Source organism: Qipengyuania flava (assembly GCF_011762005.1).
Taxonomy (GTDB): domain Bacteria; phylum Pseudomonadota; class Alphaproteobacteria; order Sphingomonadales; family Sphingomonadaceae; genus Qipengyuania; species Qipengyuania flava.
Genome location: NZ_JAASQU010000003.1, coordinates 225,551 through 249,028 on the forward strand (window position 1 = coordinate 225,551; position 23,478 = coordinate 249,028).

Consider the following 23,478-nt stretch of genomic DNA (forward strand, 5'->3'; position numbering starts at 1 on the left):
GCCTGTCAAGACAGTGCTAGGGCACCGGGTCGTGGCCGTGACCGCCCCATGGGTTGCAGCGCAATATACGCTTGAATGCCATCCATCCACCCTTGATCGCGCCATGCCGGCCCAGCGCCTCGATCGCGTACTGGCTGCAGGATGGCTGGAAGCGGCAGGTGGGCGGCAGGACGCGGCTGGGGCCGAGCTGCCAAAGGCGGGCGATCCAGATCAGCGGATACTTCACGCCCGTCGGCTCCGGCGCTGGCGCGGACCGCGCGGACGATCGCCCTTGCCTGCAGCGGCGCGTGCGAGCGCGGCGGCCAGTTCCCCGCGCAGCATGGCAAAATCGCGCTCGATACCGCCTTCGCGGCCGATCAGTATGTGGTCGTGATCGGGCAGGCCAGCGTCGGGCAACGCCGCCCACAACAGCTCGCGGAAGCGACGCTTCATCCGGTTGCGCACCACCGCATTGCCGATCTTCTTGGTCACGGTAATGCCATAGCGCTTGCCCTGCCCGTCATTGGGACGCGCAAGCAGGACGAAGCCGGGCCGCGCCACTCGCAGTCCGCGATTCGCGGCGAGAAAATCGCGGCGCTTGCGGATGACGGAGAGATTCGGGTGCATGGACGTCAGATACGCGAACGGGCTCCCCGAGGGGAGCCCGCTGACTGGTCGTGACAACCGCCGCGCCCGAAAGCGCGGCGCTTCACATCACGCGCAGAGGTTCTTGCGGCCGCGCGAGCGACGCGCGCGCAGCACCTTGCGGCCACCCGGGGTAGCCTTGCGTGCAAAGAAACCGTGGCGACGGGCGCGCACGAGGTTCGAGGGCTGGAATGTCCGCTTCATCGGATCGTCCTTAAAAAGTGGTTGGTTGTCGGCACAAGCGATTCGCACCAACAAAAAGGGCCGCCCCTGCGAGCGACCGCCTTACAGGGCCGCGCGCCTAAGCGAAACGCGTTCGCGCGTCAAGAAAAAGTGACGTTGGCGTAAGCGAGCGTCGGGGCCTGCGTCGGCGCTGCCTGTACCGGCTTGCGACGCGCGGGCGACTTGGCCTGCTGCGGGCGACCCGACCAGCGGCGCATGTCGCTGGCGTCGAGCCACAGCGCACGTGCGTGCGGGACCGAGTTGGTGAAGTCGTAGAAGGCGCGCGCCTGTTCGATGGTCATGCCCATCTCGCGGTAATAGTCGAGATACTGGCGGTTCTCCGGCGCATGCATGGCGAAGTCGTCCGCCTCGCGGCCATAGGCATCCATCCAGCTGTGCACTGCGAATTCGGCGCCCTGCGCGATGTCGCGCTCGGCCCCGGCAAGGAACAGCTCGACCGCACCCGAACGCACCGAGCCGATCGCCGGAACATGTGTGACCAGGCCGGCAGCGCGAATCATCCGGCCGACCGCGAGATTGGCCCGGTCGTCGCGCGTGCCGGGGCATTCGACCATGTCGAGCTGCTCGAGCGCGGGGAAATCGCGCATCATCGCGCGGAAATAGCCCGGCGTGCTGGCATCGGTTTCGCCAACCAGCGCGACGCGGCGATCGTCGAGCACACGGAACGGGCCGTATTGCGCGATCCCGCGATTGTAGTTGCGGAAGCGGCGATCGATGAAAGCGGGGGCCTTCCATACGGGCAGCGCGGCGGGCTGGTAGGCCTGCGGGCGCACGGCGGCGAGACGGGTGGTCTCGCTGCGCTGCATGGTCGCTGGCTTGGCCTTCGGCGCCACCGGATCGATCGCGCGTCCCTGGTGCGTTTGCTGGACGACCGGGCTGGCGACATAGACCACCGGCAAGTTGACCAGCGTCAGCGACTGGGCGGAAAGCGGAGCGGCGGCAAGCGCGCCAAGGGCGGAAATAACAAAGGTGGCGATTCGGAACATGGCAATTATTTGCCGTCCGCCCACTTTCCACCGGCTCACCAGGTATAGTTAAGCCGCTGGTAACCACGATTCTTCACCGCCATTGCGGTTGTTCTTATTCCTCGACATTCAGGGACTTGCAGGGCATCATCTAAGCGCGAACACGGAGGTGGGGGTTAACGCTGGTCGCTCTGGTCAAAACGGTCGCCTATCTGGGGCTCGAAGCGCGCAGCGTGGAAGTGCAGTGCTCGGTCGCACCGGGCCTGCCCAAGTTCAATATCGTCGGCCTGGCGGACAAGGCGGTGGGCGAAAGCAAGGAACGCGTACGCGCCGCGCTGGCGGGAATGGGCCTCGCGCTGCCGCCCAAACGGATCACCATCAACCTCTCGCCCGCGGACCTGCCCAAGGAAGGATCGCATTACGATTTGCCGATCGCGTTGGCGCTGCTCGCGGCAATGGGGGTGACCGATGCCGAACAGCTTGGCGACTGGATGGCGGTCGGGGAACTCGCGCTCGATGCGCGGATCGTGCCCTCGCCCGGTGTGCTGCTGGCGGCAATCCATGCAAGCGAGGCGGAGGCCGGGCTCATCTGTCCCGCCGCACAGGGCAGCGAGGCGCGCTGGGCGAGCGCGGTCCCGATCTGCGCCGCGCCCGATCTCGCGAGCCTGCTCAACCATCTCAAGGGCACGCAGCAACTGCCTCAGCCCGAACCGGGCAGCGTCGAGGAATCGGCAACCGGCGCGGACCTGCGGCAGGTCAAGGGCCAGGAAACCGCCAAGCGCGCGCTCGAGATCGCTGCCGCAGGCGGGCATAATCTGCTGATGATCGGTCCACCAGGTGCGGGCAAGAGCCTGCTGGCGAGCTGCCTGCCCGCCATCCTGCCCCCGCTCTCGCCCGCCGAGGCGCTGGAGGTGAGCATGGTGCAGTCGGTCGCGGGGACACTCGAGGAAGGGCGGATCAGCCGCGCACGACCCTTTCGCGCACCGCATCATTCGGCCAGCATGGCGGCGCTCACCGGCGGCGGGCTGCGGGTCAAGCCGGGCGAAGTCAGCCTCGCGCATCTAGGCGTGCTGTTCCTCGACGAACTGCCCGAATTCCAGCGCGCGGTGCTCGATTCGTTGCGCCAGCCGCTCGAGACCGGCAAGGTCGACGTTGCACGCGCCAATGCGCATGTGACCTATCCCGCCAATGTACAATTGATCGCAGCGATGAACCCGTGCCGTTGCGGACATCTGGGCGATCCCGCGCTGGCGTGCAGCCGCGCGCCGCGCTGCGCCGCCGATTACCAGGGCAAGGTCTCGGGCCCGATGCTCGACCGGATCGACCTGCATGTCGAGGTCGAACCGGTCAGCGCAGCCGATCTGGCGCTGCCGCCGGCCGCCGAAGGCAGCGAGGCGGTGGCGGCGCGGGTTGCGGCAGCGCGGGCGGTTCAGAACGCCCGCGGCGGCGAAGACGGAGCACGGACGAATGCCGAACTCGATGGCGAAGCGCTGGAGAATTGGGCATCGCCCGATCGGCCCGGGCGCGATTTGCTGATGCAGGCGGCCACCGCGATGCGGCTGTCCGCGCGCAGCTATACGCGCATGCTGCGCGTGGCGCGCACGATTGCCGATCTGGCAGGAGCCGAGCAGGTCGGCCGGATCCACGTCGCCGAAGCGCTCAGCTACCGGCGGCAGGCCCCACGGGCGTAGCGGTCAGACGTCTTCGCTGAGGTCGAGGTTGAGCTTGACCGGTTCGTGTTCGTGATCGCCCTCAAACTTCTTGAGAAAATCCTCGATCGGCACCTGCTGGCCCTTGTCGACCAGCGGATTGGCCTCTCCTACGGAAGCGGTGCGCATATCGTCCGGAGTCATTCGGACATGGATGTAGGGCACCCAGATTTCGCCGAACTCGGCCTGCTGGTACCACACGTCGAGGATGTCGTAGGAAGCCCATTGCCCGCTGGGTTCGCGCAGGCGGATGCCTTCACCGATGCGCGGGACGGCCATCGCCTTGATGCGGTGGACGTTCTGATGCGTTTCGTTCTGGACTTCGATTTCGATCACAATGCAGGTCCGGCTCTGCTTTCAAGATTCGTCGATTTCGCGGTTTGTGACATGGACTTGTTGAGATCGTTTTAACGATGACGTCACGGTGCCACGAATGCGCGCCGCCCCAAGACGCATGCAAAGTGCACTTGAAGGCGGAGGCGGCTTGGCGCATTGAGCGCGCGAGGGGCAGGAACGCTCAACCGGCCGCGGCCGGCATCCGGCGAGACACTGCATTTTGAACGACACGACATTGCCCGATTCACTCCGCGGCCCCCGCGCTGCACTGCGCGAGCGCTACGCCAGCCTCAGCCCCGAAATGCGCGCGCGGCTGCCGGCCATTGCGCTGACGCTGGCGATCGAGCTGCTGCTGGTTGCACTGCTGCTGTCCATGGGAACGGTTACGCGCGAGATCGTGCAGATGCGCGATGCGCTAGTCGCCTTCGACATTGCGGGGGAGCAACAAGCGGAACAGGAAGAGGCACCGACCACGCGCCCCGAACCCGCGGCAGCGGCCCAGCAGCAGCAGACGGTGGACCGGCCGGTGCCGGCCGAAAATCCGGTGCGAGAAACCGAGTCGCTCACGCGCGAGACGCCCCCACCGATCCTGCGCAATGACTTTTCGCTCGAATCGGCCCCGCGCGAAAGCCGCGCTGCACCCGCACGGCCCCAGCAGGGTTACGGCCCGGCTTTCAGCCCCGCCCCCGGCGACACGCCGCGGATTGCGGGCATCGGGCCGAATGGCGAGCCCTTGTATGCCGCGCGCTGGTATCGCGAGCCCTATCCGGACGAGCTGGTGGGTTACCTATCGACAGCGCAGGGCCCGGGCTGGGGTCTGATCGACTGCCGGACCGCACCTGATTTCCGGGTGGAGGATTGCGTCATCGTGGGCGAATCGCCGCAGGGATCGGGCATTGCGCGGGCGGTGCAGGCAGCCGCCTGGCAGTTCAAGGTGCGACCGCCGCAACGCGGCGGTCGTCCGATGGTGGGCGAATGGGTCCGCATCCGGATCGATTACCAACGCCGGGCAGGCAGCACAGCCGGTCCCCGTTTCGGCAGCTAGCCGGAAGGCTCTGCGTCGTCGCGGTAGGGCGTGTTGGCGACCAGATGGCGATTGTAGTCGGGCGCACCGTCGTTCCACCAGACCGGTCCGCGTTCGCCCAGCGCGACCTTCGCATCATGCACGCGTGCCCGCGCTGCGCGCTCGGCCTCGCGGTCATCAGCCTTCTTCGCCTGGCCGACCGCGCGACGCGCGGCCATCAGCTCGTCGACCAGCTGCTGGCGGCGGGGTTCCGAAAGTCCGGGATTGCTCGCGCGCCAGAGCCGGCCGCGCACGATGATGTAGCGCCCGTCGTGCGTGCGCCCGACGCGATCGTTCAGGCCGCGCTCCGTCCGTTACGCGCGCGGGTGAAATCGACCACCTCGCCGCGGTCGGGCGTTTCACCCGCTTCGGCGAAGGTGCCGTCGGCGCGGACCCCAAGCTTGCTGCGATCGACGAGGTAGAGATCGGCAGGCCCGAGGATGCGGCCGTCATGACTAAGGATCGAGGTCGGCCCGATCGGCAGGCGATCGCGTTCGTCGACCAGCACCGGGTTCTCGACCACCTCGGCACCGTACTTTTGCCCCCATTGGCGCAGCGCCACCATTGCGGGCAGCAGGTCGAGACCCTTGTCGGTCAGCCGGTATTCGATCTTTCGCTTGTCCTCGGCGCAGGGGTCGCGCTTGAGGATGCCGTTCTCGACCAGCTTGGCGAGGCGATTGGACAGGATGTTGCGCGCAATGCCCAGTTCGCTGAGAAACTCCTCGAAATGGTGCAGGCCGTTGAAGCTCGCGCGCAGGATCATGAACGACCATCGTTCCCCCATAACCTCGAGCGCCTGCGGCAGGCCGCATTCGGTCAGTTCACGGAGCGGTTCGCGGATGTCACCCATAATTTCAGTCCTTTTCCTGCAACCTATCTAGCGCATTTCCGGATTTTGCCAAATGCAATGCGAAAATGGGTTGCGAGCCAAAACCTATAGCGTTAAGGGGCGCGCAGGCAATGGGTTGCTATTTGAAACTCAATTGCAAGGAACTCAATTCTGGTTGCGTAAAACGCAATAAACAAGGATCCCCCCATGACCTCCTTTCTCCCCCGCTTCGCCACGCTCGGCGCGATCGCCGCTGCGGCTTCGCTGTCCTTCGCCCCTGCTTCGGCCGACGCGCGCGCCAACGGTTTCTATTACACCGTCGAACTCGCCCAGCCGGTCGCCGAGAAGACCGTAACGGTCGCCGGTGGCGTTGCATGGGCCTGCAAGGGCACGACCTGCGTCGCCCGCAAGGGCAGCTCGCGCCCGCTGCGCCTGTGCCGCCAGCTGCAGCGCGAACATGGCGAGATCGTCGCCTTCACCGCCGACGAGAAGACGCTCGACGCCGACAAGCTGGCGCAGTGCAACGGCTGACCCGTTCAATCCCCCACCCCTCTCCACTGGGTGGCTGACTCAAGGCTCCGGCGTTCGTTCGCCGGGGCCTTTTTTCATATCAGCTTGCGGTCCGCGAGATCGCTTTCGAGTGCGGCCGCATCGGTGAAATGATGCACATGCCAGCCGCAGGCCGCCGCGGCGTCCACATTGACGCGATTGTCGTCGATGAAGAGCATCGTCGACGCGCTGCGCCCGAAACGCGCTTCCGCCAACGCGAAAATCGCCGGATCCGGCTTGGCCAGCTTCTCCTCGCCCGACACCACGATATCGCGAAACCGATCGAAGATCGACTCGGAAGGGCGGAACCCCGCCCAGAACTCAGCCCCGAAATTGGTGATCGCGTAGAGCGGCACGCCGCGCGCATCGAGCCGTTCAACCAGCGCATGGCTGCCCGGCACGGGCCCGGGAATGGTTTCGTTGAACCGCGTCGCATAGGCGCGAATCTCGGGCTCGAAGTCGGGATAGAGCGCGATCCGTTCGGGCACCATTTCGCCCAGCGTGCGTCCGCGGTCGTGCTCGAAGTGCCATTCCTCGGTCACGACCTCGCCCAGCAGCGTCTCGAGCCGCGCGCGATCATCGACGATCTTCTCGAACAGGTGGCGCAGGTGCCATTGATAGAGCACCCGCCCGACATCGAACACGACCGCCTCGACCTGCATCATCCCACTCCAAACGCGAACGGCCCGAACTCCCTGAAGGAGCCGGGCCGGTCTGCAAGACAGCCACCCCTCGCGGGGTGACGCGCCGTTTAGCCCTGGCGGGCCTTGAAGCGGCGATTGGTCTTGTTGATGACATAGGTGCGCCCGCGGCGGCGGATGACGCGGCAATCGCGATGGCGGCCCTTGAGCGACTTGAGGCTGTTGCGGATCTTCATGATGTCTCTCGTCAAATAAATGCGCGCCGGAAATGGTGTCCCGACGCGCCCAAATCAAGCGGCCCGTTAACCGGCAGGGGGGATTCGGTCAAGGAGAGAGTGCGACTTTCGCAGCCGCGTCGGCGACTTCGGTCGTCGGCTTGAACTGTCGCCCTCAGCGACGACGCGCGATCATCGGCCCCAGTGGCTCCCCGCCGAATATATGGACATGCAGATGCGGGACTTCCTGCCCGCCATGCGCACCGACATTGGCCATCATCCGGTAACCGGGTTCTACCAGCCCCTTGTCGCGCGCCACCTTGCCCACTGCACGGACGAATCCGGCGATCTCCTCGGCCTCGGCCTTCGCGCTGAAATCGTCCCAGCTGACATAGCGGCCCTTGGGGATCACCAGCGTGTGCACTTCCGCCTGCGGATTGATGTCCTCGAAGGCATAGGCCCATTCGTCCTCATAGACCTTGGTCGAGGGAATTTCGCCGCGCAGGATCTTGGCGAAGATGTTCTCGTCATCATAGGGCAGCGTGGGATCGATCGGCATTCAGGCGCTCCGGCTGGCTTTTTCCTCGATGCCCGAGCGGCCTTCGCGGCGGTCGAGCTCGGCAAGGACAGCGGCAAGGGGAATGTCGCGCGCCTGCAGCGCCACGACAAGATGGAACAGGATATCGGCCGCTTCACCGACCAGTTCATCGCGGCTGCCTGAAAGCGTGGCCACGGCAGCCTCGACCCCTTCCTCGCCCAGCTTGCGCGCGATTTGCGGCAGGCCCTTGGCATGCAGGCTGGCGACATAGCTTTGCGAAGGGTCCGCGGTGCGGCGCTCGGCGACGGTCCGTTCGAGGCGGGAGAGCGTATCCATGCCGCGCGCTATGCACGGCGCGGGGTCGCAGCGTCAATCTCAGTTGCGACCGAGCAGGAAACGCCCCACGACCACACCCGCGATCCCAATCGCGACCAGCGTGATCGCGCTGGGTTCGGCGAGCCGCGCGGACAGGCCGAGCGGGCCGGCCGCGTCCGCGAATTGCGCGGCCATGGAAATCATCTGGCTGGACATGCGTGATCTATATCAAATGTTATTTTACGGGAGGTGAACGGTGGCTGGCCAGCGGCGACCCGAGCCGGCTCAGCCGCGTGCGGGTAGCCCCGCTGCGCGCAGGGCGGCATGCGCTTCGGCCACCGTGTGATCGCCGAAATGAAAGATCGATGCAGCCAGCACTGCGCTGGCATGGCCGCGGGTTACGCCTTCGACGAGATGGTCGAGCGTGCCCACCCCGCCGCTGGCAATGACCGGCACGCTGACCGCATCGGCGATCGCGCGGGTCAGCTCGACATCGTAACCGTTCTTGGTGCCGTCGCCATCCATCGAGGTGACGAGCAATTCGCCCGCCCCAAGCTCGGCCAGCCGGATCGCGTGTTCGACCGCGTCGATCCCGGTCGGCTTGCGCCCGCCATGCGTGTAGATTTCCCAGCCGCGGACATCGCCGCTGGTCGAAGCGCGCGCATCGACGCTGGCGACGACACACTGGCTGCCGAATTTCTCGGCGATCTCGCGCACCAGTTCGGGGCGCGTTACCGCAGCAGAATTGACCGCCACCTTGTCGGCTCCCGCAAGCAGCAGGGCGCGCGCATCCTCGACGCTGCGTACCCCGCCGCCAACGGTCAGCGGCATGAAACAGACCTCGGCGGTGCGCCTGACCATATCGAGCAGCGTTCCGCGGCCCTCGTGGCTGGCCGAGATGTCGAGAAAGCAAAGCTCGTCCGCGCCCGCCGCGTCATAGGCCTGCGCCTGTTCGACCGGGTCGCCGGCATCCTTCAGATCGACGAAATTGACGCCCTTGACCACGCGCCCGTCGCGCACGTCGAGGCAGGGGATGACGCGAATGCGGACGGTCATGATGTTGTCGACCAAGATACGTAGATGACAGGCAGCACTGCAGCACATCCAATTATGATCGGATCGGAGCCCACCCTGATCGGACCCAACTTGCAAGCTACCGCAACGATCGCTGTAAGTGAAACGAACAGCACGAGGAATTCGATCACAGACAGCAGTATGATCTCGCCGCTGGAACCAAAGGCTACGCCCGCGCCTACTGCGACAAGACAGCCGATCGCAACGACTACAAGGCGTTTCATACGCCCCCCGCCACACGCAGCGCTGCAGTGAGGTCGAGCCGCCCGTCATAGAGCGCCCGGCCGGTGATGACGCCCTCGATCCCGTCGCCCGCGAACTGCATCAGCGTGTCGATGTCGATCAGGCCCTTCACCCCGCCGCTGGCAATTACCGGGATATCGACCTGTCGCGCCAGGCCCACGGTGGCATCGATGTTGACGCCCTTGAGCAAGCCGTCGCGACCGATGTCGGTAAACAGCAGGCTGGCGACGCCGGCATCCTCGAAGCGGCGCGCCATGTCGACGATCGACACGTCGGAAACCTCGGCCCAGCCATCGGTCGCGACCATGCCGTCGCGCGCATCGACCGCCACGACGATACGGCTCGCATGCGCGCGCGCCATGTCCTTGACGAATTGCGGGTCCTTGAGCGCGGCGGTACCGATCACGATGCGTTCGACCCCCGCTTCGAGCCAGCCCTCGACATCAACGGGCGTACGGATCCCGCCGCCCAGCTGGACCTTGCCCGGGAAAGCGGCGACGATACTCTCGACCGCCTCGCGGTTCTGCGCCGAACCCGCGAAGGAGCCATCGAGATCGACCACATGCAAATGGCTGGCGCCGGCTTCGGCGAACAGCCGTGCCTGCGCCGCCGGGTCGTCGCCGTAGACGGTGGCGCGATCCATATCGCCCTCGGCAAGGCGCACGACTTCGCCGTTCTTCAGGTCGATGGCGGGAAAGACGATCATGAGCGGAGTTCCGGATAGGGGAGCATGGATGCGGTCACGGCTTCCATTCGAGGAAACGCGACAAGAGATCGAGCCCGTAGGCTTGGCTTTTCTCGGGATGGAACTGCACGCCAAGGAAATTGTCGCGCCCGATGGCAGCGACCAGCCCGCCGCCGTGATCGGTCATGGCGAGCACGTCTTCGTGGTGGCGCAGCTTGAAATGGTAGGAGTGGAGGAAATAGGCCTCGCCGCCGACCAGCACGTCATGGCCATGCGCGTGCGGCAACGGCGCAACGTCGTTCCACCCCATATGCGGCACCTTGACGCTGGTATCGGTGGGTTCGATCAGCCGCACTGTCCCGTCGATCCATCCCAGACCGGGTGTTTCGCCATGTTCGAGCCCGCGCGTCGCGAGCAATTGCATGCCGACGCAGATACCGAGGAAAGGGGCGCCGCCGACGAAAACGCGTTCGTGCATCGCCTCGATCACGCCCGTTTCCGCGCGCAGCCCTTCTGCGCAGGCGCGAAACGAGCCGACGCCCGGCAGCACGATGCGGTCCGCCGCGCGCAAGACGTCGGGATCGGCGGTTACGGTGACGTTCGCCCCGACCCTGCGCAACGCATTCTCGACCGAATGGAGATTGCCGGCCCCGTAATCGACCAGGGCGACCACTTCAGCCACCGAGCTGCCCCTTGGTGCTGGGAATCGCCCCGCCCTTGCGCGGATCCACTTCCACCGCAGCGCGCATCGCCCGGGCGAAGCCCTTGTAGATCGCTTCGCAGATATGGTGATTGTTGGTCCCGTAGAGCAGCTCGACATGCAGCGTCAGCCCGCAGGTCTGTGCGACCGAATGGAACCAGTGCTCGATCAGCTCGGTGTCCCATTCGCCGAGCTTTTCCTGGCTGAAGCCGGCTTTCCAGACGAAATAGGGCCGGCCCGAGATATCGAGCGCGACGCGGGCGAGCGTTTCATCCATCGGCGAATAGGCGCTGCCGTAGCGCGCGATCCCGCCCTTGTCGCCCAGCGCGGCGGAGAGCGCCTGCCCCAGCGCCAGCGCGCTGTCTTCGGTCGTATGATGCTGGTCGACATGCAGGTCGCCATCGACCTTCATGGTCACGTCGATCAGCGAATGCTTGGCGAATTGTTCGACCATATGGTCGAGGAAACCGATGCCGGTGGCGACATCGTAGCTGCCGCTCCCGTCGAGATCGACCTCGACCAGAATCTTGGTTTCCGCAGTGTTTCGTTCGATCCGGCCTGTACGCATGCGAGCCGCGCTAGAGCGGCGGAGGACGACGCGCAAGGAATTGCACCTATCGACAGGGTAAAGGCGCGCTTAAAGCGCTTGACCCTCGCGACATGCGACGCCACCTAGCGGGCATGAGCGACGATACGCCCGACAGCCTGATCCCCTATGATTCCATCGTCCAGGAAGCCCTGCGTGCGGTGGTCGGCCGGGTGCTGGGCGAAATCGAGCAGGGCGGCAGCGAACTGCCCGGCGCGCACCATTTCTACATCACCTTCAAGACCCATGCCCCGGGTGTCTCGATCCCGGCGAATCTGCGCGAGCGGTTCCCCGACGAGATGACCATCGTGCTGCAGAACAAGTTCTGGAACCTGAACGTGCGCGAGGATGGCTTTGCCGTCGGCCTGTCGTTCAACCAGGTTCCCGCCGAACTCGACATCCCCTATGCCGCGATCACGCAATTCGTCGATCCGGCGGTCGATTTCGGGTTGCAGTTCCAGGCCACCGTCGCCGACATGGCGCCGGCTGAGACCGAACATCCCGAAAATGACGGGGCGGAACGGGGCGATGGTCCGCCCGTTGAAGGCAGTGAAGACGGCTCGAATGTCGTCACGGTCGATTTCGGCCGCAAGAAGTAGGGTTCGCTGCGAACCCCAGCCGACGGGGACAGATCATGGCGAAGCATATCACCGCTTACGGCGCCAAGGCGATCAAGAAGGTTCGCAAGAAAACGCCTGCAAAGACCGAACAGATGCCCGGTCCGACCGAGAACCCGGCGACCAATCTGATGATGGTCGATGTCGCAATCCGCGCCGGTTCCTATATCGCGCGCCGGTCGCTCGAAAAGGGCATGCTGCGCGGCCGCTATGGCAAGGACACGGCGCGCGAGATCGTCCAGAACAAGACGCTGGGCCAGACGCTGGTCAGCTTCGGACTGGCCAAGCTGGCGACCAAAAACCTGCCCGGCGCGCTGCTGGTTGGCGGCGGCGCGGTGGTCAAGTCGCTCTACGACCGGCGGCGCAGCCGGCTGGCGCAGCGCCGTGAGGGCGATCGCGACCTGATCGAACAGGCGCATCGCGGCGACGACTGAACTTGATTTGTCCGCGCGCCCTGCTTCATAGGCGCGCATGGCCGAATCCCAGACCTCATCCTCCACGCTTGCCCGTCGCGGGCTGATGTTCATCCTGTCCTCTCCCAGTGGAGCGGGCAAGACGACGATCTCGCGCATGCTGCTGGGCGCCGACGACGAGATCAAGCTGTCGGTCAGCGTGACCACGCGCCCGCCCCGTCCGGGCGAGGTCGACGGGGTGCACTATTATTTCGTCGACGAGGACGAGTTCGACCGCATGGTCGAAGAAGACGATTTCTACGAATGGGCGCATGTCTTCGGCCATCGTTACGGCACCCCCAAGGGGCGGATCCGCAACGCGTTGAAGGAAGGGCAGGATTTCCTGTTCGACATCGACTGGCAGGGCACGCAGCAGCTGTTCCAGAAGGACCAGCAGGACGTGGTGCGCGTGTTCATCCTGCCGCCCAGCATCGCCGAGCTCGAACGGCGCCTGCGCGGCCGCGACACCGACAGCGACGAAGTGATCGACGCGCGGATGGAACGGGCGCGCGCCGAGATCAGCCACTGGGATGCCTATGACTATGTGGTGATCAACGAGGACGTCGGCGGCTGCTTTGCCAAGGTGCGCGAGATCCTCGACGCCGAACGCATGAAGCGCCAGCGGCAGACCGGCCTCATTCCCTTCGTCCGCGAACTGATGTCCTGACAGCCGCAACTGGATCTGGATCGCGATGTCCGCCAAACTCCCCGAAGACGCCGCCAAGCCGCTCGAATTCCTCGTCCGGCACCGGCTGGCCGCCACGCCGCAGAACTATACGCTGGCCTATGTCGCGTTGAGCGACCCGGGATCGCCGATCGGTCGCGCGGTCGCCGAGATCATCGCCGAAGGGTATCGCATAAAGCAGGACGAGGCCGACCATATTCTCGAGGCGCATGGCACCACGACCTTCTTCGGCGCCTATGAGCGCAAGAACGGCGAACTGAGCGCGCACCTGCGCCACCAGACGATCAAGATCGGCGAACTCGCCTCTTCGGCCGCCGATGCTACGGGTGCACTGGCCCGGGAATTGAGCGAGGAAGCCACCACGCTATCGGGCGGCGGGGCGGATTCGACCTCGATCGTGGCGCGCATGATCGAGCATTCGCTGCAGGCGCAGGCAAGGCTGACCGCAGCGATGGACGAGGTGAAGACGTTGCGCGAAGAGCTCGAGGCGGCGCGCAACGATGCGCAGCGCGACGAGCTTACCGGACTTGCCAACCGCCGGGCAATCGATGCGCATCTCGCCGAACTGGCCGAGAAGGGCGAACCGCGGGTCATCGCGCTGTGCGATATCGACCACTTCAAATCGGTCAACGACCGTTACGGCCACGGGGTCGGCGACCGCGTCATCAAGCTGGTCGCATCGACGCTCGAAGACGCCTGCACCGCACAATTCGTCGGGCGCTGGGGCGGCGAGGAATTTATCGTGATCATGCCCTCGAGCGACATCGCGGCCGTGATCAAGCGGCTCAACCAGGCGCGCCAGACGCTGGCCGACACCAAGTTCAAACTGCGCGAGACCGACGAGCCGATGGGGCTCATCTCGTTCTCGGGCGGGGTCGCGCTGGCGGTGGGCGGCCAGCAAGCCAATGTCACCGCGCTGCAACAGGCGGACAAGGCGCTCTATCGCGCCAAGGACGAGGGCCGCAACTGCATCCTCAGCGCCTGAGGGCAGACCGGCGATGGTAGCCGGGGCCGAAGCCCCGGCCGCCGGATCAATCGTGGCTGGCGAAGTGCGTCGGCAGCAGCGCGTTCACGATGCCCCCGTCGACAGTCAGCGTTTCGCCGATCGTGTAGTCGCCCGCGCGGCTGGCGAGATAGACTGCCGTACCGCCCATATCGAGCTTGTCGCCCACGCGCTTGCTGGGGATCCCCGCGGCGCTGGCTTCTTCATGATCGCGGGCAGCACGGTTCATATTCGACGGGAAGGCTCCCGGCGCCAGGCTGGTGACATAGACGTGATCCTTGACCAGCCGCGCCGCCATGCGCCGCGTCAGGTGGATCAGCGCGGCCTTCGACGCCTGGTAGCTGTAGGTTTCCCACGGATTGACGCGCTGGCCGTCGATCGAGGTGATGTTGATCACCTTGCCCGGCTTGTCCGCGCTCGCCCCGGCAATCAGCAGCTTGTGCAGCTTCTGCGTGAGGAAGAAGGGCGTCTTGACGTTGAGGTCCATGACCTTGTCCCAGCCCGCTTCGGGGAATTCGAGGTAATCGACGCCCCAGGCTGCGCCCGCATTGTTGACGAGGATGTCGAGCTGGCTTTCGCGGCCCGACAGTTCCTCGACCAGCGCCTCGATCCCCTCGATGGTGGACAGGTCACCCTGGATGCCGATGACGCGGTCGCCCAGTTCGGCGCAGGTTTCCTCGATTTCGTTGATCTTGCGCGCACTGATGTACACGCGCTCGATCCCAGCCGCGAGGAAGCCCTCGACGATCATTCTGCCGATACCGCGGCTACCGCCGGTAACCAGCGCGACGCGCCCCTTGAGGCTGAACAGGTCTTCTAGGTTCATTCGATTTTCTCCCACTTCAGTCATTGCGAGGAGCCGCAGGCGACGCGGCACTCCATAGTGCCGCTCCCTGAATTGCTTCGCTTCGCTCGCAATGACTGGGTTTGGTACTGGTCCTGGTTCTAGTAGCCGCTGAGCTCCGCGACGCGGCCGGTGTGATAGTACTGGTCACCAAGGAACTCCTGCAGCGCGCGATCGCGCTTCATGTAGAGCCCGATGTCGTATTCGTCGGTCATTCCGATGCCGCCGTGCATCTGCACGCCTTCGCGCACTGCCAGACCGGCGACCTTGGCGACCTTCGCCTTGGCAACCGAAGCCATCAGGTCGGCCTTCTCGCTACCGCCATCAACCAGTTGCGCGGCCTTGATGGTAACCGCACGCGCGATCTCGACCTCGGAATAGAGGTGCGAGGCGCGGTGCTGCAGCGCCTGGAACTCGCCGATCACCTTGCCGAACTGCTTGCGTTGCCGGAGGTAGTCGACGGTCATGTCCATCGCGCCGCGCGCGACGCCGACGCCTTCTGCGGCCGAACCGACACGGCCCGCCACCAGCATGGCGTCGAGCACCTCGCGCCCGCCGTCGACTTCGCCGATCACGGCATCGCCGTCGAGCTCGACGCCGTCGAAGGTAATGTGGCTGGCCATCGAGCTGTCGACGAGACGGACGCTGTCGTGGCTCATGCCGGCGGCATCCTGCGGCACGGCGAACAGCGTGACGCCGTCGCGGTCGCTATCGCTGCCCGAAGTGCGGGCCGCCACCACGATCATCTCGCTGCTGGCGCCATAGATTACGAAGTCCTTCTTGCCCGAAAGCTTGAAGCCGTTGCCCGATTTCTCGGCCTTGCAGCCGATGGTTTCGGGGCGGTGCTTGCGGCCTTCGTCGATCGCGACGCCATAGACTTTCTCGCCCGACAGGAGGCTGGGGAGCCAACGCCCCTTCACGTCATTGCTGCCGTGCTTGAGCGCGGTCGCGGCCAGCACCGAGGAGGACAGGAACGGCGAAGGCGTGAGGTTGCGGCCGATTTCCTCGAGCACGATATTCGCCTCGACCTGGCCCATGCCCAGCCCGCCATCGTCTTCGTCCACCAATATGCCGGTGAACCCCATTTCGGCGAATTGCTGCCACAGGCCGTGGCCGAAACCATCCTTGCAGTCGCGGTCGCGCCAGTGGCGCAGCTGGTTCTTGATCGAACCTTCCTCGGCCATGAACTGGCCAGCGGTATCGGCCAGCATCGTCTGGTCGTCGTCGTAGTAAAGAGGCATCGATCAGGCTCCCGGCAGGTCGAGGATACGCTTGGAAATGACGTTGAGCATGACTTCGGACGTGCCGCCCTCGATGCTGTTCGCCTTGGTCCGCAGCCAGTTGCGCGAGGGCTTGCCGCCGCTCGTCTCCTCGCTCTCCCATTCCAGCGCGTGGCTGCCTCCGGCGGCCATCATCAGTTCGTGGCGCCGCTTGTTCAGCTCGGTGCCCGCATATTTCATCATGTTCGGCTGTGCGGGATGCGCCTTGCCAACCTTGATCTCGTCGAGGAACTTCTCCCCCATCGCGCCATAGGCCAGCGCATCGACGTCGAACTGCGCCAGCTCGGCGCGCAGAACCGGATCGATGGCACCATTGGCGCGGGCCAGCGCGGCGCCGATCGTGCCGGTGTTGCCGCCGTCGGCGCCCGAGATCATCTCGCGCTCGTGGCCGAGCAAATATTTCGCCACGTCCCAGCCGCGGTTCACCTCGCCGACCTGGGCGGGCACGTCCTCGCCATAGCTCTTGGGCACCTTCACGTCGTCGAAGAAGGTCTCGCAGAACGGGCTGTTGCCGCTGATCAGCAGGATCGGCTTGGTCGACACGCCTGCGCTGGCCATGTCGTAAAGCATGAAGGTGATGCCCTGGTACTTGTTATCCTTGTCGGTGCGGACAAGGCAGAAGATCCAGTCGGCCTTGTCGGCATAGGAGGTCCAGATCTTCTGGCCGTTGACCACCCAGTGGTCGCCCTTGTCTTCGCCGAAAGTCTGCAGGCTCACCAGATCCGAGCCCGAACCCGGTTCCGAATAGCCCTGGCACCAGCGGATTTCACCGCGCGCGATCTCGTTCAGAAAACGCTGTTTCTGGCCTTCGGTGCCGAAATGCAGCAGCGCCGGCCCGAGCATCCAGATGCCGAAGCTCGACAGCGGCGGACGCGCATTGATCGCGGCCATTTCCTCGCGCAGCACCTTGGCCTGCGCGGGCGAGAGCCCCGCCCCGCCATAATCCCTGGGCCATGCGGGCACGGTATAGCCCTTGTCGCGGCAGGCCTCGAACCACGCCTTCTGCGCGTCGGATTTGAAGGTCGCGTTGCGGCCGCCCCAGTAGATGTCGTCTTCGTCGCGGACGGGTTCGCGCATTTCGGGCGGGCAGTTGGCTTCGAGCCATGCGCGCGTTTCCGCGCGGAAGGCTTCCAGGTCGCTGTCGGACATATGCCGGATCCTCTCTCTTTTAAAACAGCGGTATGTTGACGCTTACGTTAGGGTGATTCGCCCCACCTGTGCAAGACCAGTCGAGACGACCCGCATTGCCGTAACGTCAGCCGGAATTCGTTGACGCGCGGCCTCGCTGGCCTAAGCTGACGGCGGAGAAATTCGGGGAGAGAGTAGGGATGCGATTCTCGGGCAGGACCGTGATCGTCACGGGTGCCGCGTCGGGTATCGGCGCTGCTGCGACAGCATTGTTCGCACGCGAAGGCGCGACCGTCTATGCGAGCGATATCGATGTCGAGGGAGGCACGGCACTGGCCGCCGCCACCGAGGGCGAGGTCCGTTTCGCCGAATGCGATGTCTGCGAACCCGCCGCGATCAAGGCGCTGATGGATCGCGCTGCCGAGGAGACCGGCGGCATCGACACCTTGTTCAACAATGCAGGTGCGGGCGGCGCCCGCGAAAGCATCGACGAGATCGAACCCGAGGACTGGGACCGGACGATGGACCTGCTGCTGCGTTCAGTCGCGATGGGCATTCGTTACGCCGCGCCGCATATGAAGGGCCGCCCGAGCACCAAGACCGGGGGGGCGAGCATCGTCAACGTCTCGAGCGTCGCGGCCGTCGGTCCGGGCTATTCGCCCACCGCCTATGCCATCGCCAAGGCCGGCGTGCTGCATCTGACCAAATGCGCCGCGACCGATCTCGCGCAGCACGGCATCCGCGTGAACGCGGTCCAGCCGGGCTTCATCAACACGAACATCTTCACCGCTTCGCTCGAGATACCCGATGCGGTCAAAGACCAGGCGAAGGCGATGATCGCGCAGATGTCTTCCAACGCGCAGCCGGTGGCACGCGGCGGCCAGCCCGACGATATCGCCAATGCGGTGGCCTTCCTTGCGAGCGAGGAGGCGGGCTTCATGACCGGCGCCTCGATGATTGTCGACGGCGGCATCACGCTGGGTCCGCGGCATAGCTGGGACCCCGAGGAAGCGGGTGCATTCGAAGCGCTGACGGCGCTGGAAGAACAGGTGAAAGCGGCGGCGCAGCAGACCACCTGATGCCTTTCGTCACCGGTCCCCTCCCCCAGCGCCTCAAGCTGGTCCACGGCTTCGGCGCGGTGGCCTTCGGCGTGAAGGACAGCGGGTTCAGCTTTTTCCTGCTGCCATTCTACAACCTCGTGCTCGGGGTCGATGCCGGCACGGTGGGCGCCGCGCTGGCCACTGCACTGGTGATTGATGCGATCGTCGACCCGCTGATCGGCCATTTTTCCGACCGCACCTATACCCGCTGGGGCCGCCGCTTACCCTGGCTCTACCTCGCCCCGTGGCCGCTGGCACTGCTGTGGACGATGCTGTGGTCCCCGCCCTTCACCGGGACACCCGGTTTCTGGGACATCGTCGCGCTGGCCGTAGGCGTGCGACTGCTGCTGTCCGCCTGCGAAGTCCCCTCGGTCAGCCTCGTGCCCGAAATCACCGACGATTACGACGATCGCACCACGCTGTTCCGCTATCGCTTCCTGTCGGGCTGGCTCGGCGGCCTGCTGATGATGGTGCTGTCGTTCACCGTGTTCCTCCCCACTCCCGCATCGCAGCTACAGCCCGAAGGCTATGCCAGCTACGGCCTGTTCGGCGCTGCGCTGATGGTGCTGGCGGTGGTCGGATCGGCGGCGGCGCAGCACCGGATCGTGGCGCAATTGCCCGAACGGCGACCCCCGCCCTTTTCGATCACCGGCGCGTTTGCCGAAATCTTCGATGCCTTCCGCGAGAAGGCCTTCGTCATTTTCGCGCTGGGCGGGCTGGCCGCCTATGTGCTGCAGGGCATGACCTTTTCGATCACGCAATATGTGAACCTCTATGTCTGGCGGTTCTCCGAACTTGCTTTCCAGCTCTATCCCGCGGTCCTGTTCCTGTCCGTGCTGCTGATGTTCGTGATCGTGGGCCCGTTGCACCGCAAATGGGGCAAGCCGCGCTCCGCAGCGGGCGGTGCGATCGTCGGCATGGCATTCTATTGCAGCCCCTACGCGCTGTACCAGGCGGGCGCTTGGCCCGATCCCGGATCGACCGCCTCGACCGGGCTGCTCTACGCCTTCCTGATCTGTGCCAATACTGCCAGCGTGGTGTCGATCATCTCGGCCACCTCGATGGTCGCCGAAATCGTCGAGGCTTACGAGGAACGCACCGGCCAGCGCGCCGAAGGCACGTTCTATGCGGGCAACTGGCTGGTGCAGAAATGCGCCACCGGCGGCGGCATCCTGCTCACCAGCCTGATCGTCCAGTCGATCGATCTCGCCCCGGGCACGCCGCAGGCCGATGTCGCGCCCGAAACCGTTACCCAGCTGGTCTGGCTGTTCATGCTGACCGCGGCGGCGCTGGCCCTGATCGCGGCCTACTGGCTCGCCCGTTTCCCGATCTCGCGCGAACAGCACGAGGCGCGCGTCGCCGCGCGCGGCGCGCGCGCACCGCAACCCCAGTCCGATCCGCTTGACGAGGCGGTCCGGGCCGATCCCGACGCACACACGATTACACCCTGAACCCGGCGCAGGGGCTTGGCGGGACGCGTTGCTTCTGCCAGTTTCACGCCGAAACCGAATTGAGAGAGAAGAGGATAGCCGAAGATGGATTTCCAACCGACAGAACGGCAAGCATACTGGCGCGACCGGGTGAAGAACTTCATCGAGGACCACGTCCGCCCCGCGGTGCCGACCTACAAGGCGCAGGATGCCGAAGGCGACCGCTGGAAGGTCATCCCCGTGGTCGAGGAACTGAAGGCCAAGGCCAAGAAGGAAGGCATCTGGAACCTCTTCATGCCGCCGCGCAATGACGGGCACCACCATGTCGAGGAAAGCTTCGAATTCGAAGGTCCCGGCCTCACCAATCTGGAATATGCGCTGTGCGCCGAGGAAATGGGCCGCATCGGTTTTGCTTCGGAAGTGTTCAACTGCTCCGCCCCCGACACCGGCAATATGGAGGTGTTCCACCGCTACGGGACGCGCGCACAGAAGGACAAGTGGCTGACGCCGCTGATGAACGGGGAAATCCGTTCGGCCTTCCTGATGACCGAACCCTATACCGCGAGCTCGGACGCCACCAATATCGAGTGCCGCATCGAACGCGACGGCGATGAATATGTCATCAACGGACGCAAATGGTGGTCATCGGGCGTGGGCGATCCGCGCTGCAAGGTCGCGATCGTGATGGGCAAGACCGATTTCTCGGCGGGCCGCCATGCCGCGCAATCGATGATCCTGATGCCGATGGATGCGCCCGGCGTGAACATCCTGCGCCACCTTCCCGTGTTCGGCTATGACGATGCGCCGCACGGCCACATGGAAGTCGAACTCAAGGACGTGCGCGTTCCGGTCGACAACATGCTGCTGGGCGAAGGTCGCGGCTTCGAGATCGCGCAGGGCCGCCTCGGCCCGGGCCGTATCCACCACTGCATGCGCACCATCGGCGTCGCCGAGGAAGCGTTGCACAAGATGTGCAAGCGCCTTCAGGAACGCGAAGCCTTCGGCAAGCCGATCTACAAGCACTCGGTTTGGGAAGAGCGCGTCGCGCAGGCGCGGATCGACATCGACATGACCCGCCTGCTGTGCCTCAAGGCCGCCGACATGATGGACAAGGTCGGCAACAAGGCGGCCAAGCAGGAAATCGCGATGATCAAGGTCCAAGCGCCCAACATGGCGTTGCGGATCATCGACAATGCGATCCAGGCGCATGGCGGCGGCGGCGTAAGCGACGATTACGGTCTCGCCAATGCCTATGCCCACCAGCGTACGCTGCGGCTCGCCGATGGCCCCGACGAGGTCCACGCGCGCTCGATCGCACGGATGGAATTCGCCAAGCACCTGCCCGAGGAAGGGCCCAGCGCCAATGCGCTGCGCGACGGCAAGGCGCCCAATGCCGGCAATGACAGCCTCAGCTCGGGCGACATGGGGGCCACGCGCTGATGGCGAAGGCGGCAATCCTCGAACAGGTCGGCGGCCTCACCATCGGTGAAGTCGAGCTGGCCGATCCCGCCCCGCACGAGGTGCTGATCGACACCAAGGCCTGCGGCCTGTGCCACTCGGACCTGCACTTCATCGACGGTGCTTATCCGCACCCGCTGCCGGCCATCCCGGGCCATGAGGCGGCGGGCGTGGTGCGCGCCGTCGGCAGCGAAGTGAAGACCGTGAAGCCGGGCGATCACGTGGTCTCCTGCCTGTCCGCCTTCTGTGGTCACTGCGAATTCTGCGTGACCGGCCGGATGGCCTTGTGTCTCGGCGGCGATACCCGCCGCGCGCAGACCGCCGCGCCGCGCATCACACGCAATGGCGGCGAACTCGTGGCGCAGATGCTCAACCTGTCGGCCTTTGCCGACCAGATGCTGATCCACGAACATGCCTGCGTCGCGATCGACAAGGACATGCCGCTCGACCGCGCGGCAGTGATCGGCTGCGCGGTGACCACCGGCGCGGGGGCGATCTTCAACGCCTGTTCGGTCGTGCCGGGCGAAACCGTGGCGGTGATCGGCTGCGGCGGCGTGGGACTGGCGACGGTCAATGCCGCCAAGATCGCCGGCGCGGGCAAGGTGATCGCGATCGACCCGCTGGCGGAAAAACGCCAGCTGGCCGAAGTGCTTGGCGCGACGCATACGGTCGACGCCATGGCCGACGACGCGGTCGAACAGGTGATGAAGATCACCGGCGGCGGCGTGCACCACGCGATCGAGGCGGTCGGCCGGCAGGCGTCCGCCGATCTCGCGGTCAAGGTGCTGCGCCGTGGCGGGACAGCCACGATCCTCGGCATGATGCCGCTCGACTGCAAGGTCGGGCTCGGCGCGATGGACCTGCTGTCGGGCAAGAAGCTGCAGGGCGCGATCATGGGAATGAACCATTTCCCCGTCGATCTGCCGCGGCTGGTCGATTTCTACCTGCGCGGCCTGCTCGATCTCGACACGATCATTGCCGAACGCATCCCGTTGGAAAAGATCAACGAAGGCTTCGAGAAGATGAAACAGGGCACGTCCGCCCGCAGCGTGGTGGTGTTCGACTGATGGCGGAAGAACAGCCCATCGATTTCGACAAGGAGATGGTCGGCACCATCGCGGTGCCCGAAGCCGATCGCATGGACCTCGACGCGCTCACTGCGTGGTTCGAAGCCCATGTCGAAGGCTATGAAGGCCCGATCAGCTACACCAAGTTCAAGGGCGGCCAGTCGAATCCGACCTATCGCATCGACACGCCTGGGCGCAGTTACGTGCTGCGCCGCCAGCCCTTCGGCAAATTGTTGCCCAGCGCGCATGCGGTCGACCGCGAATACAAGGCGATGCACGCGCTTGGCCCCACGGGCTTCCCCGTGCCCAAGACCTATGGCCTGTGCGAGGATCCCGAGGTCATCGGGAGCAAGTTCTTCGTCATGGGTCTCGCCGACGGCCGATCCTTGTGGAACGGATCGCTGCCCAACAACACGCCCGAGGAACGCCGCGCGATCTACGATGCGATGATCGACACCTTCGCCGATCTGCACCTGAAGGATCCCGAGGCGATCGGGCTGGGCGATTACGGCAAGCCGACCGATTACTGCGCGCGGCAGATCAGCCGCTGGTCGAAGCAGTACAAGCTGTCCGAGACCGAGCACATGCCGCAGATGGAACGTCTGATCGAATGGCTTCCGCAAACGATCCCGCCACAGCATGAATCGAGCGTGGTCCATGGCGACTACCGGCTCGACAACATGATCTTCCACAAGACCGAGAACCGCGTGATCGCGGTGCTCGACTGGGAACTGTCGACGCTGGGCGATCCGATCGCCGACTTCAGCTACCTCATGCTCAACTGGCACAACCCGCATGACGGACGAGCCGGGCTGGAAGGGCTCGACCTGAAGGAACTGGGCATTCCGACGCAGGACGAGGCGGTCGAGCGCTATGTGGCGCGCACCGGCTACCCGGTCCCGCCGATGGACTGGTATTTCGCCTACAACCTCTTCCGGCTCGCGGGAATCATGCAGGGCATCAAGAAACGCGTGATCGACGGCACCGCCTCGAGCGCACACGCCAAGTCGATGTCCGAACGCGTCGCCCCTCTGGTGGAGCGTGCCTATCACTTCGCCAAGGAAGCGGGGATGGACTAGCGCAGCGGGGCTGCTAACGA

31 protein-coding genes are annotated in these 23,478 nt (G+C 65.1%); 12 read left to right on the forward strand and 19 right to left on the reverse strand.

Annotated elements, in window-relative coordinates; translation table 11 throughout:
• Window positions 1-16: 16 nt before the first annotated feature.
• The 4 genes from yidD to FHS69_RS11560 all read right to left on the reverse strand — a co-directional run bounded on the left by yidD (window position 17) and on the right by FHS69_RS11560 (window position 1,853).
• Window positions 17-226: a membrane protein insertion efficiency factor YidD gene (gene yidD, locus FHS69_RS11545; protein WP_067468619.1), complete on the reverse strand. Its 210-nt coding sequence runs from the start codon at window positions 224-226 to the stop codon at window positions 17-19.
• A complete protein-coding gene (gene rnpA / locus FHS69_RS11550) occupies window positions 223-606 on the reverse strand; it encodes a ribonuclease P protein component (RefSeq protein ID WP_166777814.1) in 384 nt (127 codons plus the stop codon). Before rnpA ends, yidD begins: the two co-directional genes overlap by 4 nt.
• A gap of 87 nt (window positions 607-693) precedes the next feature.
• Entirely contained in the window at window positions 694-828 is a 135-nt protein-coding gene (gene rpmH / locus FHS69_RS11555) for a 50S ribosomal protein L34 (protein ID WP_067468613.1), read from the reverse strand.
• Between the two features lie 119 nt (window positions 829-947).
• Window positions 948-1,853 carry an alpha/beta hydrolase gene (locus FHS69_RS11560; RefSeq protein ID WP_166777815.1) on the reverse strand — a complete coding sequence of 302 codons (906 nt, stop codon included), beginning with the start codon at window positions 1,851-1,853 and terminating at the stop codon, window positions 948-950.
• 161 nt (window positions 1,854-2,014) lie between these two features.
• Here FHS69_RS11560 and FHS69_RS11565 point away from each other — a divergent pair, with 161 nt between their 5' ends.
• Window positions 2,015-3,523 carry a YifB family Mg chelatase-like AAA ATPase gene (locus FHS69_RS11565; protein ID WP_166777941.1) on the forward strand — a complete coding sequence of 503 codons (1,509 nt, stop codon included), beginning with the start codon at window positions 2,015-2,017 and terminating at the stop codon, window positions 3,521-3,523.
• A 3-nt stretch (window positions 3,524-3,526) separates the two neighbouring features.
• On the opposite strand, the gene FHS69_RS13790 is transcribed toward FHS69_RS11565, so the two are convergent.
• Window positions 3,527-3,877, reverse strand: a complete 351-nt coding sequence (locus tag FHS69_RS13790; protein ID WP_199797105.1) for a hypothetical protein — start codon at window positions 3,875-3,877, stop codon at window positions 3,527-3,529.
• 235 nt (window positions 3,878-4,112) lie between these two features.
• Here FHS69_RS13790 and FHS69_RS11575 point away from each other — a divergent pair, with 235 nt between their 5' ends.
• A complete protein-coding gene (locus FHS69_RS11575; RefSeq protein WP_166777816.1) occupies window positions 4,113-4,922 on the forward strand; it encodes a hypothetical protein in 810 nt (269 codons plus the stop codon).
• Here the strand turns inward: FHS69_RS11575 and FHS69_RS11580 are convergent.
• Window positions 4,919-5,194 (reverse strand): hypothetical protein, encoded by a 276-nt coding sequence (locus FHS69_RS11580; protein WP_318254397.1) that lies wholly within the window; start codon window positions 5,192-5,194, stop codon window positions 4,919-4,921. The genes FHS69_RS11575 and FHS69_RS11580 overlap by 4 nt on opposite strands.
• 41 nt (window positions 5,195-5,235) lie before the next feature.
• Window positions 5,236-5,790, reverse strand: coding sequence for a winged helix-turn-helix transcriptional regulator (locus FHS69_RS11585; protein WP_067463754.1), 555 nt, complete (start codon window positions 5,788-5,790; stop codon window positions 5,236-5,238).
• Between the two features lie 186 nt (window positions 5,791-5,976).
• Here FHS69_RS11585 and FHS69_RS11590 point away from each other — a divergent pair, with 186 nt between their 5' ends.
• Window positions 5,977-6,300, forward strand: a complete 324-nt coding sequence (locus FHS69_RS11590) for a DUF8200 family protein (RefSeq protein WP_067463751.1) — start codon at window positions 5,977-5,979, stop codon at window positions 6,298-6,300.
• Between the two features lie 74 nt (window positions 6,301-6,374).
• Here the strand turns inward: FHS69_RS11590 and FHS69_RS11595 are convergent, their stop codons facing one another.
• The 9 genes from FHS69_RS11595 to hisB all read right to left on the reverse strand — a co-directional run bounded on the left by FHS69_RS11595 (window position 6,375) and on the right by hisB (window position 11,297).
• The gene (locus FHS69_RS11595) at window positions 6,375-6,983 is read right to left on the reverse strand and encodes an HAD-IA family hydrolase (RefSeq protein ID WP_425128226.1); all 609 of its coding nucleotides are present in this window, start codon (window positions 6,981-6,983) and stop codon (window positions 6,375-6,377) included.
• A gap of 86 nt (window positions 6,984-7,069) precedes the next feature.
• Entirely contained in the window at window positions 7,070-7,195 is a 126-nt protein-coding gene (gene ykgO / locus FHS69_RS11600) for a type B 50S ribosomal protein L36 (RefSeq protein ID WP_050599643.1), read from the reverse strand.
• 154 nt (window positions 7,196-7,349) lie between these two features.
• Window positions 7,350-7,733 (reverse strand): histidine triad nucleotide-binding protein, encoded by a 384-nt coding sequence (locus FHS69_RS11605; RefSeq protein ID WP_067463748.1) that lies wholly within the window; start codon window positions 7,731-7,733, stop codon window positions 7,350-7,352.
• Window positions 7,734-8,048: a phosphoribosyl-ATP diphosphatase gene (locus FHS69_RS11610; protein ID WP_166777817.1), complete on the reverse strand. Its 315-nt coding sequence runs from the start codon at window positions 8,046-8,048 to the stop codon at window positions 7,734-7,736.
• Between the two features lie 39 nt (window positions 8,049-8,087).
• Entirely contained in the window at window positions 8,088-8,243 is a 156-nt protein-coding gene (locus FHS69_RS11615; RefSeq protein ID WP_156492848.1) for a hypothetical protein, read from the reverse strand.
• A 69-nt stretch (window positions 8,244-8,312) separates the two neighbouring features.
• The gene (hisF, locus tag FHS69_RS11620) at window positions 8,313-9,083 is read right to left on the reverse strand and encodes an imidazole glycerol phosphate synthase subunit HisF (protein ID WP_067500369.1); all 771 of its coding nucleotides are present in this window, start codon (window positions 9,081-9,083) and stop codon (window positions 8,313-8,315) included.
• Between the two features lie 238 nt (window positions 9,084-9,321).
• The gene (gene hisA, locus FHS69_RS11625; protein ID WP_166777818.1) at window positions 9,322-10,050 is read right to left on the reverse strand and encodes a 1-(5-phosphoribosyl)-5-[(5-phosphoribosylamino)methylideneamino]imidazole-4-carboxamide isomerase; all 729 of its coding nucleotides are present in this window, start codon (window positions 10,048-10,050) and stop codon (window positions 9,322-9,324) included.
• Between the two features lie 34 nt (window positions 10,051-10,084).
• Window positions 10,085-10,711 carry an imidazole glycerol phosphate synthase subunit HisH gene (gene hisH / locus FHS69_RS11630; protein ID WP_166777819.1) on the reverse strand — a complete coding sequence of 209 codons (627 nt, stop codon included), beginning with the start codon at window positions 10,709-10,711 and terminating at the stop codon, window positions 10,085-10,087.
• Window positions 10,704-11,297 (reverse strand): imidazoleglycerol-phosphate dehydratase HisB, encoded by a 594-nt coding sequence (gene hisB, locus FHS69_RS11635; protein ID WP_067500345.1) that lies wholly within the window; start codon window positions 11,295-11,297, stop codon window positions 10,704-10,706. Before hisB ends, hisH begins: the two co-directional genes overlap by 8 nt.
• A 113-nt stretch (window positions 11,298-11,410) precedes the next feature.
• Between hisB and FHS69_RS11640 the strand changes: the two genes are divergently transcribed.
• The 4 genes from FHS69_RS11640 to FHS69_RS11655 are packed head-to-tail and all read left to right on the forward strand — an operon-like array spanning window position 11,411 to window position 14,054.
• The gene (locus FHS69_RS11640) at window positions 11,411-11,914 is read left to right on the forward strand and encodes an SspB family protein (RefSeq protein WP_166777820.1); all 504 of its coding nucleotides are present in this window, start codon (window positions 11,411-11,413) and stop codon (window positions 11,912-11,914) included.
• A 35-nt stretch (window positions 11,915-11,949) separates the two neighbouring features.
• The gene (locus FHS69_RS11645) at window positions 11,950-12,366 is read left to right on the forward strand and encodes a hypothetical protein (protein ID WP_082834735.1); all 417 of its coding nucleotides are present in this window, start codon (window positions 11,950-11,952) and stop codon (window positions 12,364-12,366) included.
• Window positions 12,367-12,403: 37 nt separating this feature from the next.
• Entirely contained in the window at window positions 12,404-13,051 is a 648-nt protein-coding gene (gene gmk, locus FHS69_RS11650) for a guanylate kinase (protein WP_166777821.1), read from the forward strand.
• A 25-nt stretch (window positions 13,052-13,076) separates the two neighbouring features.
• The gene (locus tag FHS69_RS11655) at window positions 13,077-14,054 is read left to right on the forward strand and encodes a GGDEF domain-containing protein (RefSeq protein WP_166777822.1); all 978 of its coding nucleotides are present in this window, start codon (window positions 13,077-13,079) and stop codon (window positions 14,052-14,054) included.
• Between the two features lie 46 nt (window positions 14,055-14,100).
• On the opposite strand, the gene FHS69_RS11660 is transcribed toward FHS69_RS11655, so the two are convergent.
• From FHS69_RS11660 to FHS69_RS11670, 3 genes are all read right to left on the reverse strand, one after another.
• Complete coding sequence (locus tag FHS69_RS11660) at window positions 14,101-14,898, reverse strand: SDR family NAD(P)-dependent oxidoreductase (RefSeq protein WP_166777823.1); 798 nt, start codon at window positions 14,896-14,898, stop codon at window positions 14,101-14,103.
• A 119-nt stretch (window positions 14,899-15,017) separates the two neighbouring features.
• A complete protein-coding gene (locus tag FHS69_RS11665; RefSeq protein ID WP_166777824.1) occupies window positions 15,018-16,157 on the reverse strand; it encodes an acyl-CoA dehydrogenase family protein in 1,140 nt (379 codons plus the stop codon).
• 3 nt (window positions 16,158-16,160) lie between these two features.
• Window positions 16,161-17,345: an acyl-CoA dehydrogenase family protein gene (locus FHS69_RS11670; protein ID WP_166777825.1), complete on the reverse strand. Its 1,185-nt coding sequence runs from the start codon at window positions 17,343-17,345 to the stop codon at window positions 16,161-16,163.
• A gap of 179 nt (window positions 17,346-17,524) precedes the next feature.
• On the opposite strand from FHS69_RS11670, the gene FHS69_RS11675 reads away from it, so the two are divergent.
• The 5 genes from FHS69_RS11675 to FHS69_RS11695 all read left to right on the forward strand — a co-directional run bounded on the left by FHS69_RS11675 (window position 17,525) and on the right by FHS69_RS11695 (window position 23,458).
• Window positions 17,525-18,403 carry an SDR family NAD(P)-dependent oxidoreductase gene (locus FHS69_RS11675; protein WP_166777826.1) on the forward strand — a complete coding sequence of 293 codons (879 nt, stop codon included), beginning with the start codon at window positions 17,525-17,527 and terminating at the stop codon, window positions 18,401-18,403.
• Complete coding sequence (locus tag FHS69_RS11680) at window positions 18,403-19,875, forward strand: MFS transporter (RefSeq protein WP_166777827.1); 1,473 nt, start codon at window positions 18,403-18,405, stop codon at window positions 19,873-19,875. Before FHS69_RS11675 ends, FHS69_RS11680 begins: the two co-directional genes overlap by 1 nt.
• 84 nt (window positions 19,876-19,959) lie before the next feature.
• On the forward strand, window positions 19,960-21,294 hold the full coding sequence (locus FHS69_RS11685) for an acyl-CoA dehydrogenase family protein (RefSeq protein WP_067674819.1): 1,335 nt from the start codon (window positions 19,960-19,962) through the stop codon (window positions 21,292-21,294).
• Entirely contained in the window at window positions 21,294-22,379 is a 1,086-nt protein-coding gene (locus FHS69_RS11690) for a Zn-dependent alcohol dehydrogenase (protein WP_166777828.1), read from the forward strand. Before FHS69_RS11685 ends, FHS69_RS11690 begins: the two co-directional genes overlap by 1 nt.
• Window positions 22,379-23,458: a phosphotransferase family protein gene (locus tag FHS69_RS11695; RefSeq protein ID WP_151884702.1), complete on the forward strand. Its 1,080-nt coding sequence runs from the start codon at window positions 22,379-22,381 to the stop codon at window positions 23,456-23,458. Before FHS69_RS11690 ends, FHS69_RS11695 begins: the two co-directional genes overlap by 1 nt.
• Window positions 23,459-23,478: the final 20 nt, after the last annotated feature.

What these genes read in the sequence shown, in the direction of transcription:
- rnpA (WP_166777814.1), bottom strand. Translation starts at nt 606, where the DNA reads ATGCACCCGAATCTCTCCGTCATCCGCAAGCGCCGCGATTTTCTCGCC.
- rpmH (WP_067468613.1), bottom strand. Translation starts at nt 828, where the DNA reads ATGAAGCGGACATTCCAGCCCTCGAACCTCGTGCGCGCCCGTCGCCAC.
- FHS69_RS11560 (WP_166777815.1), bottom strand. Translation starts at nt 1,853, where the DNA reads ATGTTCCGAATCGCCACCTTTGTTATTTCCGCCCTTGGCGCGCTTGCC.
- FHS69_RS11585 (WP_067463754.1), bottom strand. Translation starts at nt 5,790, where the DNA reads ATGGGTGACATCCGCGAACCGCTCCGTGAACTGACCGAATGCGGCCTG.
- FHS69_RS11590 (WP_067463751.1), top strand. Translation starts at nt 5,977, where the DNA reads ATGACCTCCTTTCTCCCCCGCTTCGCCACGCTCGGCGCGATCGCCGCT.
- FHS69_RS11595 (WP_425128226.1), bottom strand. Translation starts at nt 6,983, where the DNA reads ATGATGCAGGTCGAGGCGGTCGTGTTCGATGTCGGGCGGGTGCTCTAT.
- ykgO (WP_050599643.1), bottom strand. Translation starts at nt 7,195, where the DNA reads ATGAAGATCCGCAACAGCCTCAAGTCGCTCAAGGGCCGCCATCGCGAT.
- FHS69_RS11605 (WP_067463748.1), bottom strand. Translation starts at nt 7,733, where the DNA reads ATGCCGATCGATCCCACGCTGCCCTATGATGACGAGAACATCTTCGCC.
- FHS69_RS11610 (WP_166777817.1), bottom strand. Translation starts at nt 8,048, where the DNA reads ATGGATACGCTCTCCCGCCTCGAACGGACCGTCGCCGAGCGCCGCACC.
- FHS69_RS11615 (WP_156492848.1), bottom strand. Translation starts at nt 8,243, where the DNA reads ATGTCCAGCCAGATGATTTCCATGGCCGCGCAATTCGCGGACGCGGCC.
- hisF (WP_067500369.1), bottom strand. Translation starts at nt 9,083, where the DNA reads ATGACCGTCCGCATTCGCGTCATCCCCTGCCTCGACGTGCGCGACGGG.
- hisA (WP_166777818.1), bottom strand. Translation starts at nt 10,050, where the DNA reads ATGATCGTCTTTCCCGCCATCGACCTGAAGAACGGCGAAGTCGTGCGC.
- hisB (WP_067500345.1), bottom strand. Translation starts at nt 11,297, where the DNA reads ATGCGTACAGGCCGGATCGAACGAAACACTGCGGAAACCAAGATTCTG.
- FHS69_RS11640 (WP_166777820.1), top strand. Translation starts at nt 11,411, where the DNA reads ATGAGCGACGATACGCCCGACAGCCTGATCCCCTATGATTCCATCGTC.
- FHS69_RS11645 (WP_082834735.1), top strand. Translation starts at nt 11,950, where the DNA reads ATGGCGAAGCATATCACCGCTTACGGCGCCAAGGCGATCAAGAAGGTT.
- gmk (WP_166777821.1), top strand. Translation starts at nt 12,404, where the DNA reads ATGGCCGAATCCCAGACCTCATCCTCCACGCTTGCCCGTCGCGGGCTG.
- FHS69_RS11655 (WP_166777822.1), top strand. Translation starts at nt 13,077, where the DNA reads ATGTCCGCCAAACTCCCCGAAGACGCCGCCAAGCCGCTCGAATTCCTC.
- FHS69_RS11660 (WP_166777823.1), bottom strand. Translation starts at nt 14,898, where the DNA reads ATGAACCTAGAAGACCTGTTCAGCCTCAAGGGGCGCGTCGCGCTGGTT.
- FHS69_RS11665 (WP_166777824.1), bottom strand. Translation starts at nt 16,157, where the DNA reads ATGCCTCTTTACTACGACGACGACCAGACGATGCTGGCCGATACCGCT.
- FHS69_RS11670 (WP_166777825.1), bottom strand. Translation starts at nt 17,345, where the DNA reads ATGTCCGACAGCGACCTGGAAGCCTTCCGCGCGGAAACGCGCGCATGG.
- FHS69_RS11675 (WP_166777826.1), top strand. Translation starts at nt 17,525, where the DNA reads ATGCGATTCTCGGGCAGGACCGTGATCGTCACGGGTGCCGCGTCGGGT.
- FHS69_RS11680 (WP_166777827.1), top strand. Translation starts at nt 18,403, where the DNA reads ATGCCTTTCGTCACCGGTCCCCTCCCCCAGCGCCTCAAGCTGGTCCAC.
- FHS69_RS11685 (WP_067674819.1), top strand. Translation starts at nt 19,960, where the DNA reads ATGGATTTCCAACCGACAGAACGGCAAGCATACTGGCGCGACCGGGTG.
- FHS69_RS11690 (WP_166777828.1), top strand. Translation starts at nt 21,294, where the DNA reads ATGGCGAAGGCGGCAATCCTCGAACAGGTCGGCGGCCTCACCATCGGT.
- FHS69_RS11695 (WP_151884702.1), top strand. Translation starts at nt 22,379, where the DNA reads ATGGCGGAAGAACAGCCCATCGATTTCGACAAGGAGATGGTCGGCACC.